This is a genomic window from Streptomyces sannanensis, from assembly GCF_039536205.1.
Classification (GTDB): Bacteria; Actinomycetota; Actinomycetes; order Streptomycetales; family Streptomycetaceae; genus Streptomyces; species Streptomyces sannanensis.
In genome coordinates this window covers 22726-40740 of sequence record NZ_BAAAYL010000003.1, presented here as the reverse complement: position 1 = coordinate 40740, position 18015 = coordinate 22726, and the positions used below count along the sequence as shown (strand labels likewise).

General features: G+C 70.0%; 18 protein-coding genes, 2 pseudogenes and 2 CRISPR repeat arrays (1 of these 22 only partly in view). Of the genes and pseudogenes, 4 read left to right on the top strand and 16 right to left on the bottom strand.

Going from position 1 to position 18015, the window contains the following annotated elements:
- Positions 1–1042: 1042 nt before the first annotated feature.
- From ABD858_RS35320 to ABD858_RS35305, 4 genes are all read right to left on the bottom strand, one after another.
- Positions 1043–1360, bottom strand: coding sequence for a hypothetical protein (locus ABD858_RS35320; protein ID WP_345045531.1), 318 nt, complete (start codon positions 1358–1360; stop codon positions 1043–1045).
- A 225-nt stretch (positions 1361–1585) separates the two neighbouring features.
- A complete protein-coding gene (locus tag ABD858_RS35315) occupies positions 1586–1972 on the bottom strand; it encodes a DUF6415 family natural product biosynthesis protein (RefSeq protein ID WP_345045529.1) in 387 nt (128 codons plus the stop codon).
- Positions 1969–2157 (bottom strand): hypothetical protein, encoded by a 189-nt coding sequence (locus ABD858_RS35310; protein ID WP_345045526.1) that lies wholly within the window; start codon positions 2155–2157, stop codon positions 1969–1971. The genes ABD858_RS35315 and ABD858_RS35310 overlap by 4 nt, the downstream gene beginning before the upstream one ends.
- A 94-nt stretch (positions 2158–2251) precedes the next feature.
- On the bottom strand, positions 2252–3163 hold the full coding sequence (locus ABD858_RS35305) for a DUF5753 domain-containing protein (protein WP_425586374.1): 912 nt from the start codon (positions 3161–3163) through the stop codon (positions 2252–2254).
- Between the two features lie 1169 nt (positions 3164–4332).
- Here ABD858_RS35305 and ABD858_RS35300 point away from each other — a divergent pair.
- Entirely contained in the window at positions 4333–5004 is a 672-nt protein-coding gene (locus tag ABD858_RS35300; RefSeq protein ID WP_345045524.1) for a hypothetical protein, read from the top strand.
- Between the two features lie 47 nt (positions 5005–5051).
- Here the strand turns inward: ABD858_RS35300 and ABD858_RS35295 are convergent, their stop codons facing one another.
- From ABD858_RS35295 to ABD858_RS35285, 3 genes are all read right to left on the bottom strand, one after another.
- Positions 5052–5252, bottom strand: coding sequence for a hypothetical protein (locus ABD858_RS35295; protein ID WP_345045522.1), 201 nt, complete (start codon positions 5250–5252; stop codon positions 5052–5054).
- Between the two features lie 5 nt (positions 5253–5257).
- Complete coding sequence (locus ABD858_RS35290) at positions 5258–5725, bottom strand: hypothetical protein (RefSeq protein WP_345045519.1); 468 nt, start codon at positions 5723–5725, stop codon at positions 5258–5260.
- 73 nt (positions 5726–5798) lie between these two features.
- A complete protein-coding gene (locus ABD858_RS35285) occupies positions 5799–6662 on the bottom strand; it encodes a TIGR02391 family protein (protein WP_345045517.1) in 864 nt (287 codons plus the stop codon).
- A gap of 123 nt (positions 6663–6785) precedes the next feature.
- On the opposite strand from ABD858_RS35285, the pseudogene ABD858_RS35280 reads away from it, so the two are divergent.
- Positions 6786–7305 (top strand): annotated as a pseudogene (locus tag ABD858_RS35280) (DUF6233 domain-containing protein).
- 10 nt (positions 7306–7315) lie between these two features.
- Here ABD858_RS35280 and ABD858_RS35275 read toward each other — a convergent pair.
- Positions 7316–7927: a hypothetical protein gene (locus ABD858_RS35275; protein WP_345045514.1), complete on the bottom strand. Its 612-nt coding sequence runs from the start codon at positions 7925–7927 to the stop codon at positions 7316–7318.
- Positions 7928–8014: 87 nt separating this feature from the next.
- Here ABD858_RS35275 and ABD858_RS35270 point away from each other — a divergent pair, with 87 nt between their 5' ends.
- Positions 8015–8239 (top strand): hypothetical protein, encoded by a 225-nt coding sequence (locus ABD858_RS35270; protein ID WP_345045512.1) that lies wholly within the window; start codon positions 8015–8017, stop codon positions 8237–8239.
- 19 nt (positions 8240–8258) lie between these two features.
- On the opposite strand, the gene ABD858_RS35265 is transcribed toward ABD858_RS35270, so the two are convergent.
- Complete coding sequence (locus ABD858_RS35265) at positions 8259–8561, bottom strand: hypothetical protein (RefSeq protein ID WP_345045509.1); 303 nt, start codon at positions 8559–8561, stop codon at positions 8259–8261.
- An 808-nt stretch (positions 8562–9369) separates the two neighbouring features.
- Entirely contained in the window at positions 9370–9837 is a 468-nt protein-coding gene (locus ABD858_RS35260) for a lamin tail domain-containing protein (RefSeq protein WP_345045506.1), read from the bottom strand.
- Positions 9838–10184: 347 nt separating this feature from the next.
- Between ABD858_RS35260 and ABD858_RS35255 the strand changes: the two genes are divergently transcribed.
- Positions 10185–10934, top strand: coding sequence for a DciA family protein (locus ABD858_RS35255; RefSeq protein ID WP_345045800.1), 750 nt, complete (start codon positions 10185–10187; stop codon positions 10932–10934).
- Here the strand turns inward: ABD858_RS35255 and ABD858_RS35250 are convergent.
- The 6 genes and pseudogenes from ABD858_RS35250 to casA all read right to left on the bottom strand — a co-directional run.
- Positions 10880–11290: pseudogene (locus tag ABD858_RS35250) on the bottom strand (transposase); the annotation flags it as partial. The gene ABD858_RS35255 and the pseudogene ABD858_RS35250 overlap by 55 nt on opposite strands.
- Before the next feature lie 450 nt (positions 11291–11740).
- Positions 11741–12013: a CRISPR direct-repeat array (repeat unit 29 nt; unit sequence CGGAACACCCCCACAAGCGTGGGGAGGAG).
- Positions 12014–12060: 47 nt separating this feature from the next.
- Entirely contained in the window at positions 12061–12801 is a 741-nt protein-coding gene (locus ABD858_RS35245) for a type I-E CRISPR-associated protein Cas6/Cse3/CasE (protein ID WP_345045504.1), read from the bottom strand.
- The gene (gene cas5e / locus ABD858_RS35240) at positions 12798–13553 is read right to left on the bottom strand and encodes a type I-E CRISPR-associated protein Cas5/CasD (RefSeq protein WP_345045502.1); all 756 of its coding nucleotides are present in this window, start codon (positions 13551–13553) and stop codon (positions 12798–12800) included. The genes ABD858_RS35245 and cas5e overlap by 4 nt, the downstream gene beginning before the upstream one ends.
- An 87-nt stretch (positions 13554–13640) precedes the next feature.
- Positions 13641–14789: a type I-E CRISPR-associated protein Cas7/Cse4/CasC gene (gene cas7e, locus ABD858_RS35235; protein WP_345045500.1), complete on the bottom strand. Its 1149-nt coding sequence runs from the start codon at positions 14787–14789 to the stop codon at positions 13641–13643.
- Between the two features lie 4 nt (positions 14790–14793).
- Positions 14794–15447, bottom strand: a complete 654-nt coding sequence (locus ABD858_RS35230) for a type I-E CRISPR-associated protein Cse2/CasB (protein WP_345045498.1) — start codon at positions 15445–15447, stop codon at positions 14794–14796.
- A complete protein-coding gene (gene casA / locus ABD858_RS35225; RefSeq protein ID WP_425586370.1) occupies positions 15444–17009 on the bottom strand; it encodes a type I-E CRISPR-associated protein Cse1/CasA in 1566 nt (521 codons plus the stop codon). The genes ABD858_RS35230 and casA overlap by 4 nt, the downstream gene beginning before the upstream one ends.
- Before the next feature lie 238 nt (positions 17010–17247).
- A CRISPR array of direct repeats spans positions 17248–18015; the repeat unit is 29 nt; unit sequence CGGACCACCCCCACATGCGTGGGGAGAAC; it runs 420 nt beyond the window's last position.

Genomic DNA, 18015 nt, shown 5'->3' with positions numbered 1-18015 from the left:
GCCTGTCCGCCCCGCTCAAGGGCACCAGCCCGCTGCGTCCCGAACGCGCGCGCTCGTACAGGCCTCCTACACCCGGCAGACACGCCTACACCGAACCGCCCCGGCCGCCACGTAGTATCGCCGAGCGCCCCAAGATCCCAGGCCTACACGCGCACACCAGTGTCGATGCCGCAGCTCAGGACTCCCCGGCATCGCACCCGCAGTGCGTGTAGGACCTGGCACGTACGCTGCTGCGGGGGGCGACGTTACATCTCGGCTGGCTCCGGGCTGAGGATGGCCAAGTGGAGCGTTGAAGCACTCAACCTGTGCAATCTATGTTCCGTTGGGGAGATCAACTGATGACCAATTACGCGTGCACCAGCGTGGATCTTTTCAGGCTGAAGGTCGTCGTAAGATCTGCAGCGGCACTCACAAGAGGACGGGACCGACGTCGGCATCTGAGCAAGAGCGAGGCGCGTCACATGGCGGCACAGCATATCCAAGCTCACCGCAAGCGTCTGGTGTAGCTCAGGCGTGACACCTTACTGCCCTCCCGGGAGCCTCATCAGGGCAATGCACGTACCTGTACGCCAGTGGCATGTCGCAGAAGCCGAGATCGCTACACTGAAGTCCACCCAGTGGTGCAGGCCGCAACCTCAGGAACAAGACACGGGTCGAGACAAGGAGTTAGAGCCGGGTGGGGGCGAGGCCGGCGCCGCTGCTTCACCAGGTCGTCGGGTGGCGCTGCCCACTCCACGTCGAATCGCGCTGGCCCGCACTGTTGCGGCGCCAGTAGCGGTTCCACCATCGAGGTCTCGTGCCCGTCGGCAACACGCAGAGTCCGCCCCCAGCGCCAGTGCTTGCCCGCACAGACCCCGGCTCACCGGGGTCTGTGCGGGCAAGCACGGCCGCTGGGGGCGGATCTGCGTGTTGCCCGACGGGCACGAGACCTCGATGGAGGAACCGCACTGGGGCCGCAACAGTGCGGGCCGGCCGATCGCGTGGGTGGGCAGCGCACCCGACGACTGGTGAAGCAGCGGCGCAGGCCTCGCCCCCACCCGGCTCACTCCTTGTCTCGACCCTTGTCCTGGTTCTTGAGGTTGCGGCCTGCACCACTGGGTGACTTCAGGTAGGCGATCTCGGCTTCTGCGACCTGCCACTTGGCGTACAGGTACGTGCATGCCCAGATGGAGGCTCCGAGGGCAGTAAGGGTCACGCCCTGAGCTACCACCAGACGCTTGGTGAGCTTGGAAAGCTTGCCTCCAGTTGACGCGGCCTCGCTCTTGCAGATGCCGACGTGGCCCGTCTCTTGTGAGTGCCGCTGCAGATCTTCGAGACCTTCAGCCTGAAAAGGACACGCCGTGCACGCGTAATTGGTCATCAGTTGATCCCCCCAACGGAACCTAGATTGCCACAGGTTGAGTGCTTCAACGCACCACTTGGCCATCCTCCAGCCCGGAGCCAGCCGGAAGGTAACCGTCGCCCCCCGCAGCAGCGTCGTGCCAGGTCCTACACGCACTGGGGTGCGATGCCCGGGGGTCCTGAGCTGCGGCATCGCACTGGTGTGCGTGTAGGCCCTGGGATCTTGGGGCGCTCCCCCGGCGAACTACGTGGCGGCCGGGGCGGGTTCGGTGAGGCGGTCCAGCCGGGTGTAGAGGGCCTGTACGAGGGGGGCGCGGTTCGGGACGCAGCGGGCGGTGCCCTTGAGCGGGGCGGACAGGCGGCCGTCGGCTTCGCGGAGGACGACTTCGGCGAAGGCGCCGCGGCCGTCGCTCTTGGGCAGGGCGGCCGCGAGGCGCCGGACGTCGGCGGCAACCGCGCGGGAGTGCCCGGTGAGCTGGAGGGCGATCTGCTCGTAGTCGCGGGGTGCCAGATCCGGGTCGTTCCACGCGAGGACGGCGGTGACGAGTGCCTCGTGCGGGGCGCGGTCCAGGGGGAGTTCGGCCTCGATCAGGCCCTTCGGGTCGTGGAGCAAGACGTAGGTGTCGCTCATCGGGCGCCCGCCACGTCGTCGTCCTGGTCGTGGTCGCCGGTGTCGGCGTCCGGGGCCTGGACGGCGAGGAAGCGGGCGTAGCCGTGGTCGGCGCGGGCGATCAGCGCCGGGGAGGGCCGGCCGAAGGCGGGCGGCTGGAGACCGCGGTCTTCCGGCTGAGGGCCGGCGGGTGTGGGTGCGCTCATGGGGCACCGCCTCCGTTGCTGGTGCGTCGGTGTCGTTCGACGCTACGGAGGCCACCGCTCCGTCCTCAACGAGATTGCGGGAAATTGCGGAACTTCACTCCAGGGCGTCGATCGCGGCACGGATGAGGTGGCGGGCGGCGTCGCCGTGCACGGCCATCTCCGCGAGGCCGGCGAACGCCTTCGTGTAGTCGGCGAGCTCGCGCGGCTGCTTCACCTTGATCTCCGCCGTCAAGGTCTCCACCACGGCCGTGGTGTCGTCGTGGAGGTAGAACGCCTCCAGCGGCCACACGGTGCGCTGCGCGGTGAATGGGATGATCCCCAGCGAGACGGAGGCGAGCGGCATCACGGCCAGGAGGTGGCGCAGCTGCCCGCGCATCGCCTCGAGATCGGCGGTGCGGTAGCGCAGGACGGACTCTTCCATGAGGACGACGTAGCGGTGACCGCCCTCGTAGAGGAAGCGGGAGCGGGCGATGCGGGCGGCGACGGCTTCGGCAACGTCGTTGGGGGTGCCCTGGAAGGCGGTGATCTGCTCCATGAGGGTGGTGGCGAAGCCGGGATTCTGGAAGAAGCCGGGCGGGACGTTGGAGACGTAGACCCGGCAGACGCGGGTCTGCTCGTGCAGGGTGTTCCAGTCCTGCTGGACCTTGCGCATCCCGTCTTTGTGCAGGCGGCGCCACTCCAGATACATGGAGTCGACGGCGCGGGCGGTGGCGATGAGGTCGTCGGCCTGGTCGTCCGCGTCGCAGGCCGCGCACCAGGCGCGGATGTCCGCATCGGAGGGCGGGGCGTCGCCCTTCTCGAACAGGATCTGCGTCTCCCGCGCGGACCCGCCGCTGACGACCTGGGCGCGGCCGTGGTGCTTGGTGATCTTCTCCCAGTAGCGGGCCAGCTGCTTCATCGTCGCGTTGACCTCTTCGAGGAGGATCAGCAGCCGCGGGCCGATGGCCTTGGGGTCGGCGTCGATGCCCAGGTCGTCGGCGACGCGGGTACGGCGCCGACCTTCCATGCCGAGGGCGATGAGCTGGTCGTGGATGTCGGCGATGTCGCGGCAGTAGGTGACGCCGTCGATGCCGTTGGCCCACGGGTGGGAGATCCGCTTGGTGTCGAGGACGAACACGAGCGAGCCGTGGTGGAGCATCTGGCAGGCGATGCACTGCAGGGTCACCGACTTGCCGTCGCCCGTGGAGGCGTTGACCAGGATGTGCGGGGACTCCGCGTCCAGGTCGACGGTGACGATCCGCCCGGCGGAGCCGATCCCGATGATGGGCGCGAACTCCTTGGCGGCGGCCACCATCTCGCGGACTTTGGGGTCCTTGAAGGCCGCCTTGGCCGGGGGCTTGCGGGTCTTCTTCACCATCACGTACGTCTCGCGGCCCGCCAGGTGCCAGGAGAAGGTGACGCCCTCCAGGGCGAGCTTGGTGGTGATGATGTCGGCGACCAGGTCCTTGGAGAAGTCCAGACGGCCCGGCACGTCCACGCGGATCACCGCGTCGTCCTCGGAGAAGTTGCGCGGGATGTGGAGGTAGCGGCGCGGGTCGGTCTGCTCCGGCAGCCTCAGCGGCAGCGCGAGGGCTTCGTGCAGCGGGATCACCCACTCCCGCATCAGCTCCCGGCGCTTGCGGGTCAGCGCGAGGTAGGCGGCGGTCCCGACGGCCGCGGTCGACGCCTCGGCGATCCCGGTCTGCTCCAGCGCGGCGAGCGCGGGATCCGGGTCGGCCCATATCTCCTGGGCGGTGGCGACGGTGGCGTCCTGGTGGACCCACCCGGCCTGGTAGCCGCCCGCGCCGGCGGCGGCCAGCGCGCTGATGCGGAAGGTCAGGCGCTTCCACCCGGCGCGGTAGGAGGATCGGGAGACGCGGCCTTCGACCTTCGGCAGGACCCTGGTGCCCGATCGCCAGAACGTCGCGTCGGTCCGCTTCACCCCGTCCATCGGTCGGCCGGCCAGGAACCGGCCGATGCCGAACATGAGGGATTCGGCGGTGTCCTCCACCTGCTTGTCGAACTTCGTCTGTGCCATCGGCCGTGCCCTTTCGGTGTGCGTCCCGGCACCTCACACCCGGAAGCGGACACGAACCGTAGAACGGCTTACCTGTGGATAAAGTCCAGCGATCCAGCCCCCCGGCCTGTTCGAAACTTTAGTTGTCGCAATCTGCATGCGTGCCCTATGGTTGTCATATGGCTGATGTGTGGGAGCTCGACAGCGAGGGCATCGAGGAACGGGTCGCCTTCCGGGCGCAGGTGCGTGACCTGGTGTGGCGCGAGACGAAGAGGCGGATGCGCTTCCTCGGTTTCAGCGAGCACGAGGGGCCCGCCACTCCCAACGCGCTCGCCCCCACGTCCGCGGCCGCCAAGGCGGTGCACCTGATGTACCTGGAGGTCGCCACGGAGGTCGGCGACGCCGCGCGGGAGCTGGCCGTCGACGCCGCCACTCGCGCGGGCCGGGCAGGCGCCTCCTACGCGGACCTGGGCGACGCTTCGGGGATCACTCGTCAGGCCGCCCGCAAGCGGTGGCCGGAGGCGGTCGGCACGCACTGGGCGCTCTACCTCCTGACCGGCAAGAGCCACCCACACGGCATGGCCGTCCAGGTGCTCCGCAGCAGCAGCAAGGCGATCGAGACCGGGCGCACCGCCGTGGACGAAGGCGCGCTCACCAAGGACGGCGCCGTGGGTGCCGTCGTCATCAACGCCGCCCGCGAGGCCGTGTGGGCGTGCTACTTCGACGACGGCACATGCGCGCTGGAAGAGATCACCCTGCCCGACGACCTGCAGAACGTCCCTGCCCCCGGCGAGGAAGGGCATAACGACTGGCTGTACCGGTGGGAGCAGCACATCACCCGCCTGCTCTGAGAAGGCCCACCACGGTCACCGGGCCCGACGACTGTGCAGGCGGTGTTTCAGCGGGTCTCGGTGTTCCCCTGCGGCCGCACCGCCTTGTTCAGCGTGGGGTTGGTGTCGCTCTTCTTGTCGGAACCGATCATCGCCGTGTTGGTGAAGGCGGCGACGAAGTCCGGCTGCGGCGCCGGTGCCGGTGCCGGGGCGGGAGAGGCCGGCGCGGGAGCGGGCTGGCCACTCCCCTGATTCTGTCCGTTGCTCATGGGGCTCAAGTGTGCAGCAGGAGTGCGACAGTCGACAGGCCAAGCCCCGCAACCAGCGACCACAGGCTGATCCCCCAGTACCGGGCCTTCAGCTTCTGGCGCCGCGCATTGACCTCGAAGATCGACGCCCGGGACGCCGCCAGTACGGCCAGGACCTGACTCTTGGGCAAGTGGACGTGGTCAGCGATCATCTGGGGAGGCTCCAGTTCCTTGTGCTCCGCCACGCGGATCGTCAGCACTCCCGTGAACAGGGCGACGGCGTACGCGGCGAAGGCGCAGTAGGCGAGGACGTCGTGGTGCTTGTGTGTCGCCAGGAACTGCGCGGCGGTGGCCGCGAACCCGATCAGGAACACCGTCTTGGTGTCGATCTTCGCCAGCGATTCCGACTGGCGCGTCAGGCGCGAGGCCGCCTCGGTGTTGAGGAGTTCCAGCGTTTCCTTCTGCGCCTCGAGTTCAGCCGGTGTCATCGTCATGCCGAGAGCCTAGGAGCCAGGGCCGGAAGGGCCGCACCCCGCTCTACGGATCGAGTCGGTCGACGGAAACGACTCACGTGCCCTCGGACTCCTTCGCGCGGCGGATCTCGCACTGATCGAGCAGCCGGGCGAAGTAGCTGTAGGCGGCCAGTCGCTCCATGCCCTCCTGCTCGGTCAGCTCATCGCGGGTGTGCGTCGCGACGTTCCTGACCGTGAGGTTCAGTCCGGTCGCGAGGTTGTTGAGCGCGCCGGCCAGCGGCGCCAGACCGCCGCGCATGCTCTTGGTCGTCTGGTCCTCCGCCGGGCCGGGCCAGGCGAGCTTGGGCTTGCCGGGCTCGGGTTCGCCTGCGGAGAGGGTCTGCTGCCAGAACGAGGTGTCGGTCACGTCGTTGCGGCCCAGACGTTCCTTCCAGTGCACGGTCAGTGCCTCCGACGCCTCCCGCACCGCAACCCGGTACTGGTGGGTCGTCCAGTGCGCGGCCGCCGCCGTCCAGATCACCTCATGGAGCTCGGACGGGGCGAACCCCGGCGTCGCTGACTCCGCCGCCTCCTCCGCCTCGCTGATCATCGTGCTCAGACGGCCCCGTACCCTGGCCGCCGTGGCACGGACCTCCTGGGGGGTGAAGATCGCCCTCGGGGCCGACATCAACGACCAGTTCTCGATCGGGTCAACGACACCGAGCCCGGCGACGCGCATACTCGCCCCCGTGACGGCGACCGCCCGCGCAGCGGCCCCCGCAGCCTCCGCAACATCGAGCTCCAGCGCGCGGACCGCCGCCTGGTCCTGCCCCTCCTTGGTCCAAACCGTGGGGTACAGCCCGCGCGTTTGGACGTGGTCCGACTCCTCCTGGGTCTCCATCCAACGCCTGAAGACCTCCTCGAACCGCTCCACAGCGGCCATCAGCCGCTTCAAGTAATCAGCGCTGTACGTCGCCACGCCCTACCCCCTCCACCGGATCATGCCTGCCTGACACCGAGAGCCTAGAAGGGCGCAGCGCGGCGGCTGCTTACGGTAGGCACCGTGACGCCCCCTTCCGACGACGCAGACGAGTCGGCACCCGTGCCGGTGCGCGTCGTGCTGCCCGCCGACCCGGTGCTGGGGCACCCGGAGCAGGAGGTCCTCGCGCGGCTGTGGAAGCGGCGACAGACCGAGACGGGGTGGGTGTACCTCGTGGGACTGCCGTCGTACCGGGACCTCGAGGACGGCGGCGTGGAAGCGGCGGAGTACCGGGTGTGGGTCCAGGCTCCCGACCATGTGCGGCCGGTCGACGGCGTCGACTACGACCAGGTCCCCCACCGAGCACCTTCCACCGGCGCTGACGTCGACGGTGCGCGAAGTGCTCAGGGAGCGCCGGCCTTCGGGCTGGGTGCTGGCGAAGGTCCGTGAGGGCAGGGGCCCGGCCCGCGGGGTACTGCACGCGCCGGACTGCGAGGAAGCACCCCAGGGCGCGCCGCTGCTCAGTGTGGAGCAGGCGCTGAACGTCGCGGAGAACCCCGGGACGCAGCTGTGCACGCTGTGCGGATGCGCTCAGGAGCTGACGCCGCTGCTGAGCGGCTTCGACCACATCACCGACTCCTGACCTGCCGTGGTCAAGAGGTCATCTCGATGGTGACGGGGACTTCCAGCGGCACGGTCCACTCGCTGCCCTTGGACCTGGCGGTGATGCTCAGGCGCACCGGCTCGTTCGCGTAGTCGCGGCGCCAGTCGTCCGTGTTGGTCGTCGACCACGGCGGCGGGGTGGTAGGGGTCAGGCCATATCGCGTCCACTCACCGATCGCCAGCTGCTGCGGGGCAACCGTGCGGCCGGTGTCGTCGCGGCCGTCCGCGCTGAACTTCCACGGCCCCCAGATATGGGCGCGGACGTCTTCGGGGGTCGGGCCGCCGGCGAGTTGGGGCCCATCGCCGCGGTGCGGGTTGTCGTTGCGCAGGGACGCGGTGATCTCGATGGCACCGTGGGACAGCAGTCCGGGCGGGCCTTCGAGGTGGACCCGCAGCATGGCGGTGGAGCGGGCCTCGTTGGCCACGACTGTGCAGCGGAAGTGCGGGGTGAGATCGGCGTGCTGGCGCTGCTGCTCGATCCGGGACAGGGTCTGCGCGGCCCCGTTGGCGTTGCGCGCGGCTCTCCAGGAGCCGATGGCGGCAACGGCAGCGACGACCGCGACGGCCAGAGCCAGGGCCGCGATCGTGTCGGTGGTGGTCATGAGCCAGGACGCTATCGCCAGTGCACGTCACAGGTCAGCGCCCTGGAGATATGGCCATAGGCGAGGGACGTCGTCCAAGGTGGGGCGATGAGCGCACTGCGACCCGGTGACATCACCGACGAGATGATCCAGGCCGTGGACGCGGCCAAGCGGCAGGGACTGCAGAAGGACCTGCGCGCCCTCGCCGCCAACATCCGCGCCGACGCCGAAGGTCGCTACGACAGCGCGGAGCCCGGGTGGCGGGCCGGAGTCGAGTGGACGCTGCTGTGGATCGAGAACACCGCCGCCCAGCTGACCGAGGGCAGGCCTTAGGCAAGAGCGCCAGCGGGCGTCAGGGCGTGTCGCCGGAGTAGTAGAAGCGGCACACCACACCCGGGCCGCCCGACGGGCGCGGGTCGCCGGGGCGCGGGTCGTACAGCGCCCGGCCGCCGGGCCACCGCCCCAGTTCGGTCATCAGGGCTACGCCGTCGTCTATCTCTTCCGGCCGCCAGCCCGTGATGTCGAGCAGCAGCCCGTCCAGCGGACCGCCGACCAGCGCGGCGTACGTCTGGAGCGCCAGCGGGCCGGGGTGGGGGTCGTCCTGGTCGTGGCCGTACACCCGGCCGCGCAGCAGCTGCTCGTCATCGGCGTTCATCCGGCCAGCCTCGCAGCCGCCACCGACAACCACCCCGGCCACGAGTTTTGCGTCGGTGAGGAAGCCCTGTCGAACCGAGATACCGCGCGATCGCTCAGCGTCGATGATTGGCACCTTCCGCAGGTGCCGCCTCCGCCCACCAAAAGCCGAACCCACCGCACTTCCGAGCATGCTTGCCGAAGACGCCGTGGGTTCCCGGTGAAAGTCCCTCAGTCACGCTGAACCCGCGGCGGACGTGCCGGTAAGGACCCTGTCACCAGCAGCAAACGGCGGTGATCTTGCGTGGGCGTCACCCCTTTGGGTGCGTCGGGGTTTTTCCGGAGGAGGTGGGCAGGAGCCGTCGTCCCCATGCCGTGCCAGACGGCCGCCGTGCCCGCACGGTTACGGGCGGGAGCACAGTTCACCCACTGGTGTGGCCTGTAGGGCAGCCGGGGCAGGCCCTCACTCTGTCGGCACGGTGAACGCGCAGCCGCGGTCGCCAGCCCGTACGGTCACGGGTGTCCGCTCTGACAGGACAGCGCGGCAGGGGCGGCCCCGTGCCCACCTCGCACGTCGCGCGGGGCCCGCCCGCTCAACCGACAACAGCTGGCTGTCTTTCCAGGCGGCCGCGGTTGGCGGCCCGGGGCGTGCGGGACGGGGCGCTGCGTTCGGCATCGCATCTCCCGGCTGCCGGCCATGCAGCGTCGCCGGCCCTGGATATGCCGCGTCTGTCAACGCCGGCGGCGCGCCGGGTCCTGGCTGGTTCCGGCGCGCCGCTGTGTGAGCGTGGCGGGGCCGCGGCTCAGTCCCAGGATGGTGGTGTGGGGTGTCAGTGGCGGCCTCCGTGGCGACCCCAGGAGTGGTCGTCGACGAAGCGGCCGCGGTCGTTGCGCAGGGTGGCGGTGTCGCGGTCGTTGTTCCACACGTAGGCGCGGCGGTCCTGGAAGAGGTCGGTGCGGGTGTCGCGGCCCTCTCCGGTGTGGATCCGGACTGTGGCGCGGCCGTTTAGGTGGAAGCGGCCGACGGTGTAGGTGTGCCCGGACTCGTCGCTGAGAGTCCAGCCCTTGAGGTTGATCCTCTCGCGGGTGGTGTTGGTGAGTTCCACCCACTCGCCGTTCAGGGAACGGTTGGAGCGGTCGTCGCGTCCCGGGGAGTCGTACTGGACGCGAGAGATCTCCACCTTCGCGCGGTCGTGGTCGGCCGCGGACGCCGGCAGCGTCACTGCCGAGACCAGTGCGCCGGCCGCGAGCGCGGTGGCAGCCAGACGGCGGGCGGTGACGGAAACGGAAACAAACAAGGAGTCCCCCTGCATGGTGCGGGCGCCCTCCCACAAGCAGCCATTCACAGACGGTGCGGGGTCGGTGCCATGTGCGGGTGGCGGCCGGCTGGCCGCCACCCGCACTCTGCCCACCGCGTGCAGACGGTGTGTCCGGAAACATGCATAGTGTTACTGGTTGACCGCATTTCTGTGACTCTCGACGGCACTGCCCATGCATGCCGGAAGTGCGCAAAGTTGACGCCTCAGCAGGCCACGAGCCCGTTGCGACAGTTGGCTGCGGCTGCGTCTTCGCCATGCCACACCACCCTGGGTCGTACGGGCCGTCACCCAAAAGTGAGTAACAGCAATGTTCAGCGGCAGCCGTCATTCGTCGTCGAGTCACGGCTGAGCCAACCGCTGGCCAGCGCGCCATCGAGGCTGGGCAGCACGCCGGTGGTGATTTTGGTGAGCCCGGCCGGGCATCTGGATCCGCGCCCCAGCTGACCGAGGGGGCTTCGCCGGAGCAACCGGAGTGGTTCAGCGATCTCGAGGCCTGGTGGTTCCCTGCAGTTGGCGAGGACGTGGCCCGGCACGTGGAGCCGGTTGGCATCGACGACAGCAACCGCCTGCACGTGCGATGCTCAAGCCCCGCCTGGCGCACCCAGGCCCGGCTGATCGGCGCTGCGCTGACCGCGCGCGTCAACGAGGTGCTCGCCCCCCGGTCGAAGGTCGCGGGCATCGTCGTACAGGCTGTCTCCAGTGCTCTCCCGCGGATCATCCGGGACCGGCGGCCCGACATCGTGGGCGAGGACCTCGCCGGTCAGGTGGAACCGGTCATGCTCGGCGCTCAGGGACAGGAACTGTGCACCGTGGCGGCATCGGCCGAGGCCCGGGAGGAAGCTGCCCGGCGCGCACCTGAGATCCTGGCCCGGATCCGCGAGCTGATCGGCGAACAGTGCGCCATCACCCGCTGGTCTCCCAGCACGCTGCTGCCCGTCGTGGTCCTCGTCACCAGCTCTGCCTCGGTCACCGAACGGCAGGCCGTCGAGGACGTTCTGCTGCAGACCTGGCACGACGCGGTCCGATCATCGGCTTCTGCGGGCCGGTCGCTGATCATCACCATCGGTGCCGGATAGCGCGGAACGCGCTGGTCCGGGCAGCGTTGGGGCTTGCGGAGGGTGCGGCCGGTCCGCAGTGCCCTGGTGAGTTCGCGGCGCAGCTCGCCCCGGCCCTGGACGTAGAGGGTCTGGTAGATCGTCTCGTGCGACACGTGCATCTCCGGCTGGTCGGGGAAGTGCAGGCGCAGGCTCCGGCTGATCTGCTCGGGACTCCACTTCAGTCCCAGCCATGACTGGATGGTGTCACGTAGCTGCAGGTTCGCTGCGATCTTCCCGCCCTTGAGGCGGGGCCGCCGGGCCCGTGCTCGGGCGTGCGCGGCGTGTGGCCGGTACTGGCCGTTCACAGGGTGCCGGTTGCGGCGGATCTCCCGGCTACACCGGGCAAAGCCAGATGGTTGCGATCCTCGGCCGCCCCGGAGGGCGACCGCCACCTGGCTGCTCTGGAGACGCGCGTCACCGCGCTGGCGTTGCGATCCTCGGCCGCCCCGGAGGACGACCGCCACGCACTTCTCCAGCATCCTTCAGTCCGCGCACAAAGCGTTGCGATCCTCGGCCGCCCCGGAGGGCGACCGCCACAACCATGGTGGTGCCCGGGTAGAAGCTGACCTCGGTGTTGCGATCCTCGGCCGCCCCGGAGGGCGACCGCCACACCCCGGGCCGCTCCTCCTCACCCGCCCAGTCGTCCATGTTGCGACGACAACGACTGACGCCAACCGCCGAGACCGGGCGGTGGCCCGGAATTGAACCGCTCAGACTGGCCCAGATTCAGCCGTTGCCGACAGGGGGGAGGAGGCCCGGTCAATGCAGCCCTGGACGTCCTCCTGCGGAACACCCCCACAAGCGTGGGGAGGAGCGCTCCGACACGGTCAGCACCGGGGCCGGAGGCGGAACACCCCCACAAGCGTGGGGAGGAGGAAAGCGCCGCGTTCAACCCCGGTGACTGCACCGGAACACCCCCACAAGCGTGGGGAGGAGAGAATCGGCGGCCGGCCGTTCTCCATCCGGGTCGGAACACCCCCACAAGCGTGGGGAGGAGGTGCGCAGGGCCTCGACCATGCGGGGGGTGGGCGGAACACCCCCACAAGCGTGGGGAGGAGGCTTTGCGACCTGGGCCGATGGTAGCGGTTTGCCGGTCCTTTGCTTTCTATGTGAGGGCGATGCTGAGGAGTCCGGCGCCGTAGGCTCGGCCGCGGCCGATCCCGGTGAGGATCGCGTCGCGGACCTTGTCCACGTCGGTGATCACGGCGTCTCCTTCGAACACGGTCAGTGCGATGCGGTGACGTCCCGGGTTGGAACGGCGGGGGTGCCGGCCGTCGCGGTGCGTGTGCAGGGCAGTGGCGGGGCCGCGGAGGATGGTGCCGACGTCCAGGCCGTTCGCGGTGGCCCGGGCCAGCCACCAGTCTTCGGCTGCCTGCCCGGTCAGCGGGATCCGCGACGGCGGGGGCGTCTTCGGCACGGGACGGCCCTGCGCGCGAGCTGTTTCGCACGCCTTGCGGTGTCTGCGGTCCCGGTCGTTCTTCCCGACCTGCCGGACCGGGTTCGCGGCGATCCGGTAGGCGACGGGCACGCCGGGACGCAGCGCGGCGAGGAAGCGGGTCATGTCCTTGCTGACGGGCTGGGTGAAGCCTGTGGGGAGCCGGTCGAGGCGGGGTTCGGTGCGGGTCTGGGCCAGGACCTGGATTCCGGCGGGGGTCTCGTCGATGCGGAAGAGGAGTCCGCCGGTGGCGCGGGCGGTGGCGCCAAGCTGGTCGGGCAGGAGCCGCATGAGGGCGTCGTGGAGGCGGTCCCCGTCATCGAGGACATCGAGAGCGTGCCGGTTTCGGGTGTCGATGCGGAGCCGGGTGAGCCAGGCCGTGCGGGTTGCGGGTTCGGTGGTGGTGGTCATGCCGCGGTCTCCTGGTGGTCGGCGAGGGCGTTGAGCCACTGCGTTCCGTATCCGGCGCACAGGTCGGCGGGCAGGTGGCGGGTGGTGACGTATTCGGTTCGGGGCCGGTGGGCGCGGTGGTGGGGGTGGAAGCTGACCGGCTGGTCGTTGAGGACGCTGCGTGCCGGCGCTTCTTCGTGGGGGGTGTGGTCGTAGGCGAAGACGACGGGGACGGTGTCGGCGCCGTAGGGGCGGGTGCGGTGCAGGGGCATGGTGTCGAGGAGCGTGGCGGCGTCGTCTACGACGGGGCTGACCGTGACAGGGCCGGCGGGCGGGCAGGCGCGGCGGCCGAGGTAGAGGGGCCAGCGGGGGCGGCGCAGCGCGGTGGCGGCCTCGGTGATGAGGGCCGGGTCGGGGTGGTCGACGGCGACGGTGAACGCGGCGTCGGCGAGGTAGTGGCGGCGGGTGACGATCGTGGCCGTGCCTTCTTCCTTCCGGTCGCCCTTGGCGGTGGGGACGGTGAGGTGTTGGGGCAGGCCGCCGCCGATGGTGTGGAAGTCGACGAGGCGCTGGCCGGGCCGGTCGACACGGATCGTGAACCGCAGGCCGGTCAGGTCGGTGATGTCGGCGCTGCGGGGGCGGCCGTGCGCGGCGGCGAGGAGACCGATGAGGGCGGAGCGGGTGGGCCGGGTATGGGTGTCGCGTTCGGTGAACTGGGAGTGCTCGCCGAAGGACATCAGCGGTCCGGACAGGTGGATGACGATGCCGGGCATGGTCTTCTTCCGTTCGGGCCGCCGCCCCCGTGGGGCATGCGGGTGCGGCGGGCGGTGGGAACCCCCACGGGCGTGGGGAGCCGGAGGTCAGGCGTTGTACGGGCCGAACAGGGCATCGACCGCGGCGGCGGTGAGCTCCTTGAAGGAGTCGGCGCGGTCGCCGAGGCCGGTCAGGTTCTCGCCGTCGGCGATCGTGGCGTGTCCGCTGTAGGCGACATCGTCGGTGCCGACGAGCCGGTTGACGGCGCTGGCGTAGCGGGCGAGGGCGAGCCGGGACGGGGCAGCGAAGCCGCCGCCCTCGTCAGCCTGGACGGGCCGCTCGAACGCGGCCGCGTAGTTGACGGGCTGGTCGGTGCGAACGGTGAAGTGGACGAGGTCAGGGATGGTGTGCGGGGCGGTGCCGTTCTTCTTCGCCTGCGGGAGGATGCGGATGAACCCGCGGGTGAACGCGTCGACTAGGGCGCGGGCGGTGGTGGTGTCGCCGGCCAGATGGGTGTCGTTGAGGAGTTCGTCGAGGTCGAGGACGGCGTACCGGTAGAAAACGCCGGTGGCGTACTCGGCGTGGTTCATGTGGCCGCTGCCGGATTCGTCGCTGTCGTGGGTGACGTCGTCCACGGCGGTGAAGAAGTCGGGCTGGCGGCGGGCGGCATGGGTGGTGAAGCCGTGGGCCATCTGCCGGGCGGCGTCGACCCCGGCGCCGGGCAGCTCGGACAGCATGCGGCCGAACAGGGCGATGCTGCCGTTGATGGACTTGATGATGTCGATGACCTCGGCGGCCGGCACCCCGGGCTTGGGGTTCTTCGCGCTCGACTGGGCCGCCTTCTCCACCTCGTTGCGGTAGGTCTCGCACAGGTCGGCGAGCTTCTCGCCTGTCGAGGCCGGGACGAACAGCAGCGACTTGGTGCCCTTGTCGTCCAGGGCGAGCCCGACCTTGTCGGTCTTTGACTTCTTCGCGACCGAGTCGAGGACCTGTGCGGCGGCAGCGGCCGCGAGTTCGTCGTCCCAGCCGCGCGTGATCAGCGCATCCTTGACCAGGGTGGCGATGCGGCGGGTCCGGACGGCCTCGATACCGGTGGACTCCTCGACGAACTCGCGCAGCGGACGGCCCAGGGACTGGGAGGAGATTCGGATCCGGGTCGCGCCACCGAAGGTGAGGGTTTTCGGCGCACCGAGGTCGTCACGATTGAGGTTGGCGTACGGGATGGTCTGCACCGCGTGCAGGGTCAGGAACGGCATCGGTCTACTTCTCGCTTCCGGTACGGACGGTACGGGCAAGGTGGGTGTAGTAGGCGGTCGACCAGCGCAGCGCGGCGGCGTCGCGGGCCTGGTCGCGGTCCCAGCCGCTCAGGTCGTGCAGCAGGACGGCCCAGTCGGGCAGCAGCCGCCCGGATGCCACGCGACGCAGGAGGCCGGGCAGGGTGGTGTGCAGGCCGGTGAGATCCTCACGGGCGAGGGACTGCAGCCGTCGCGCGGAAGGCCCTTCGGGGTCGTCCTCACCCCGCACACCTGGGGCATCGAGCGCGGCGAGGACGCCGCCGAGGTTCCGCCCGTACAGCCGCTCACCCCAGGTCAGCGCCGCTGCCTCCTCGACGCTTTGGCCATCGGTGACCAAGTGGTCCTTGGCGGGCTTGGCTCGCGGGTCATACAGGGCAACGAGCCCGGCAACCGAGTAGTGCGCCCACTCCTCCGCCTGGGCCGGCATCTCCCGGATGTGCCGGGCCACGTACCGGTGTGCACGGACGGCTTCAGCCGGGGTCCGGCCGACAGCCGACCGGATCGCCTGCCCGGCCCCGGTATCCCGGCGGCACACAGCGACGATCCTTGCAACAAACCGATCCGCCTGCGCCAAGCGGTCCCGCTCGGCCCGCCCCCTGGCAGGCTCGCTGCTGCTCATGCGGCGTTCCCCTTCCCCTGGTCGGTCTTCACTGAGCCGGTACGCAACGCCGACAGCACCTTGCGCCGGTGCACGACCGCGGCCCGCACGGTGCGCGGATCGTCAGCGTCGGCGGCCTCACGGGTCAGCCGGTCGTACACATCGAGCGCGATCCGCCCGAACGCCTCCGGCGCGCTGTCCCACTCCCCGCCGCCGAGGATCTCCCAGAACGCGGCCTCGGCCCGCGGCCAGTACCCGGCCTCGGCCGCCTTCCCCCACGGCGACGGCGGCACCTTCCCCCCAGCCGGGACGGCCGTCTCCTTCCACACCGAATCCAGCGCCCACACCAGCCGCGACCCGGCAAGCTCCGCCCGCTCCCGCACCACCGCGATCCGCGCCGTGTTCGCCGCCTCCTCCTCGCGCAGCGCCACGAGCACGGGCGGGGTCGCCGACCGGTACCAGCCGACCTCACCGCCGCCCTTCTCCCGGCTCTGCTCGAACCCGTACGCCGTCACCCCCACATGTGTGAGCACGGTCGCGGGGACGTCGTGGATCGCGTCCATGATCAGCGGTCGCCGCGCGACCGCACCCGGGTTGGCGTGCAGCAGCAGCCCATCCAGGTCACGGAACAAGGACCGCCCGACCTGGGCCCGCTGCGGATACGGCGTGCCCTTCTCGCTCTCCCGCCACATCACGTACGGATCCCGCACCGCCGGAAGAGTGTCCGGCCACGCCCACGACACGTACAAGTCGCTGGCACTCGAACGCTCGTCGTCCGGGACCAGCAGCAGAGCGTGCTGCGCGCGCGCCGTCAGCAGACTCACCGGCCCGGCCGCCTCCGGCAGGGTGCCGTCCGGGTCGGGCAGCACGTCCGCCTCCCACGGCGCCAGGTCCGCGTCCACCTCCGGGGGTTCCTCAACCTCCGGGATCCCCAGCACGATCGTCTCGAACAGCGTCCGTCCCGTCGGGTGATACGACACCAGGCCCCGCAGCGGCGCCACCGACGCGTGCCGCTTCTTCTGCGTCTTCGTCGTACGGTCCGGGCCCTGCGGCCCGCCCTGCCCGTACCAAAGCCAAGCAACCAGGTGCAGGGCCGCCTCGGCAGCCGGAACCGGCACCGGATTCCCGTCGTGGAACGGCCCGAACCACGCCGAACTCGTCGCCGACGCCCGGCCCCACGCCAGCTTCCCGACCCCGCTCGACTTCCGCACCCGCTCGCCCTTACGGCGCCCGGACTCAAGGACGGTATCCATCTGGCCGGGAAGCCGCGGCTCCTGCATCCACGGACGGGCCGGGTCGAACAGCCCGAACCGGCCCTCATACTGGCTGAAGTACCCGGCCACCAGCTCGGGATCAAACCGGCCAGCCTCCAGGAGCGCGTACCGGTCACCGCCGGTCATCTCCTCCAGCCCGGCCGCCCGCAGCCCCAGCGCATACAGAATGCGCAGCAGACCACACTCCGCGGGCGGCATCCCCACAGCCAGCGCTTCGATACGGTGCGCCTCGGCCAGAAGACCAGCGAGACCTAACCGACCAGGGCTGCCATCGGTCATCGTGACGTCAACCCACGGGTCGATCGCCACGTCCAACCCCCTCCGCACCGGGGGCGGTTCATCGTATTGAGTACCCACCCGGCCGACCGTATACGGCAGGACTGACAACGCCGGCGCTTATGACTGGAACCCCCACCGACGTGGGAAAGTGATCTGGACGCCTGCCACGGGGAGAAGTCGGGAAGTTCAGCTGCGAATAGCCGATCAGCAGAGCACCCCACCCGCGTGGGGAGAACCAGTCCAACAAGGCCGATCTGGCGCAGGCCGCCGGAGTACCCCCACATGCGTGGGGAGAACATGTCCTTGTAATCGTCCCGCAGCCCGTCCAGCGGACCACCCCCACATGCGTGGGGAGAACAGGCGGGCCCGGCTGGTACCGGGCCCGTCGTGCGGACCACCCCCACATGCGTGGGGAGAACGGCAGCAGCTGCTCCAGGTCCACCCCGGCCTTCGGACCACCCCCACATGCGTGGGGAGAACCGCGCCGAGCTCCGCGCCATGCACGCCGTCCTCGGACCACCCCCACATGCGTGGGGAGAACCCGGCCCACTGGTAGGGCAGGCCGTTCTGGGTCGGACCACCCCCACATGCGTGGGGAGAACTCGGAGTGGCGGGCCCAGCCGCTCATGGGCTCCGAACCACCCCCACATGCGTGGGGAGAACTTCCGGGCCTCGATCAGTTCTCCAATGACGGCCGGACCACCCCCACATGCGTGGGGAGAACTCGTCGTGCTCGACGAGAGCGGGCAGGTGGAGCGGACCACCCCCACATGCGTGGGGAGAACGGACACGGCTCCGCTGAGCGCCGACACGCTCTTGGACCACCCCCACATGCGTGGGGAGAACCCGCCGTCCTTCCCATACGTCCTGGCCGTTGACGGACCACCCCCACATGCGTGGGGAGAACGTCACGCCACACGACCGAACCCAACGCCAGATCGGACCACCCCCACATGCGTGGGGAGAACAGCTGGAGGCTTTCCTTGGTGAACTCGATGAACGGACCACCCCCACATGCGTGGGGAGAACATCCGCC

Excerpts from the sequence above, each read along its gene's own strand:
- ABD858_RS35320 (WP_345045531.1), bottom strand. The coding sequence starts at position 1,360 with ATGACCAATTACGCGTGCACGGCGTGTCCTTTTCAGGCTGAAGGTCTC.
- ABD858_RS35315 (WP_345045529.1), bottom strand. The coding sequence starts at position 1,972 with ATGAGCGACACCTACGTCTTGCTCCACGACCCGAAGGGCCTGATCGAG.
- ABD858_RS35310 (WP_345045526.1), bottom strand. The coding sequence starts at position 2,157 with ATGAGCGCACCCACACCCGCCGGCCCTCAGCCGGAAGACCGCGGTCTC.
- ABD858_RS35305 (WP_425586374.1), bottom strand. The coding sequence starts at position 3,163 with ATGGAAGGTCGGCGCCGTACCCGCGTCGCCGACGACCTGGGCATCGAC.
- ABD858_RS35300 (WP_345045524.1), top strand. The coding sequence starts at position 4,333 with ATGGCTGATGTGTGGGAGCTCGACAGCGAGGGCATCGAGGAACGGGTC.
- ABD858_RS35295 (WP_345045522.1), bottom strand. The coding sequence starts at position 5,252 with ATGAGCAACGGACAGAATCAGGGGAGTGGCCAGCCCGCTCCCGCGCCG.
- ABD858_RS35290 (WP_345045519.1), bottom strand. The coding sequence starts at position 5,725 with ATGACGATGACACCGGCTGAACTCGAGGCGCAGAAGGAAACGCTGGAA.
- ABD858_RS35275 (WP_345045514.1), bottom strand. The coding sequence starts at position 7,927 with ATGACCACCACCGACACGATCGCGGCCCTGGCTCTGGCCGTCGCGGTC.
- ABD858_RS35270 (WP_345045512.1), top strand. The coding sequence starts at position 8,015 with ATGAGCGCACTGCGACCCGGTGACATCACCGACGAGATGATCCAGGCC.
- ABD858_RS35265 (WP_345045509.1), bottom strand. The coding sequence starts at position 8,561 with ATGAACGCCGATGACGAGCAGCTGCTGCGCGGCCGGGTGTACGGCCAC.
- ABD858_RS35245 (WP_345045504.1), bottom strand. The coding sequence starts at position 12,801 with ATGACCACCACCACCGAACCCGCAACCCGCACGGCCTGGCTCACCCGG.
- cas5e (WP_345045502.1), bottom strand. The coding sequence starts at position 13,553 with ATGCCCGGCATCGTCATCCACCTGTCCGGACCGCTGATGTCCTTCGGC.
- cas7e (WP_345045500.1), bottom strand. The coding sequence starts at position 14,789 with ATGCCGTTCCTGACCCTGCACGCGGTGCAGACCATCCCGTACGCCAAC.
- ABD858_RS35230 (WP_345045498.1), bottom strand. The coding sequence starts at position 15,447 with ATGAGCAGCAGCGAGCCTGCCAGGGGGCGGGCCGAGCGGGACCGCTTG.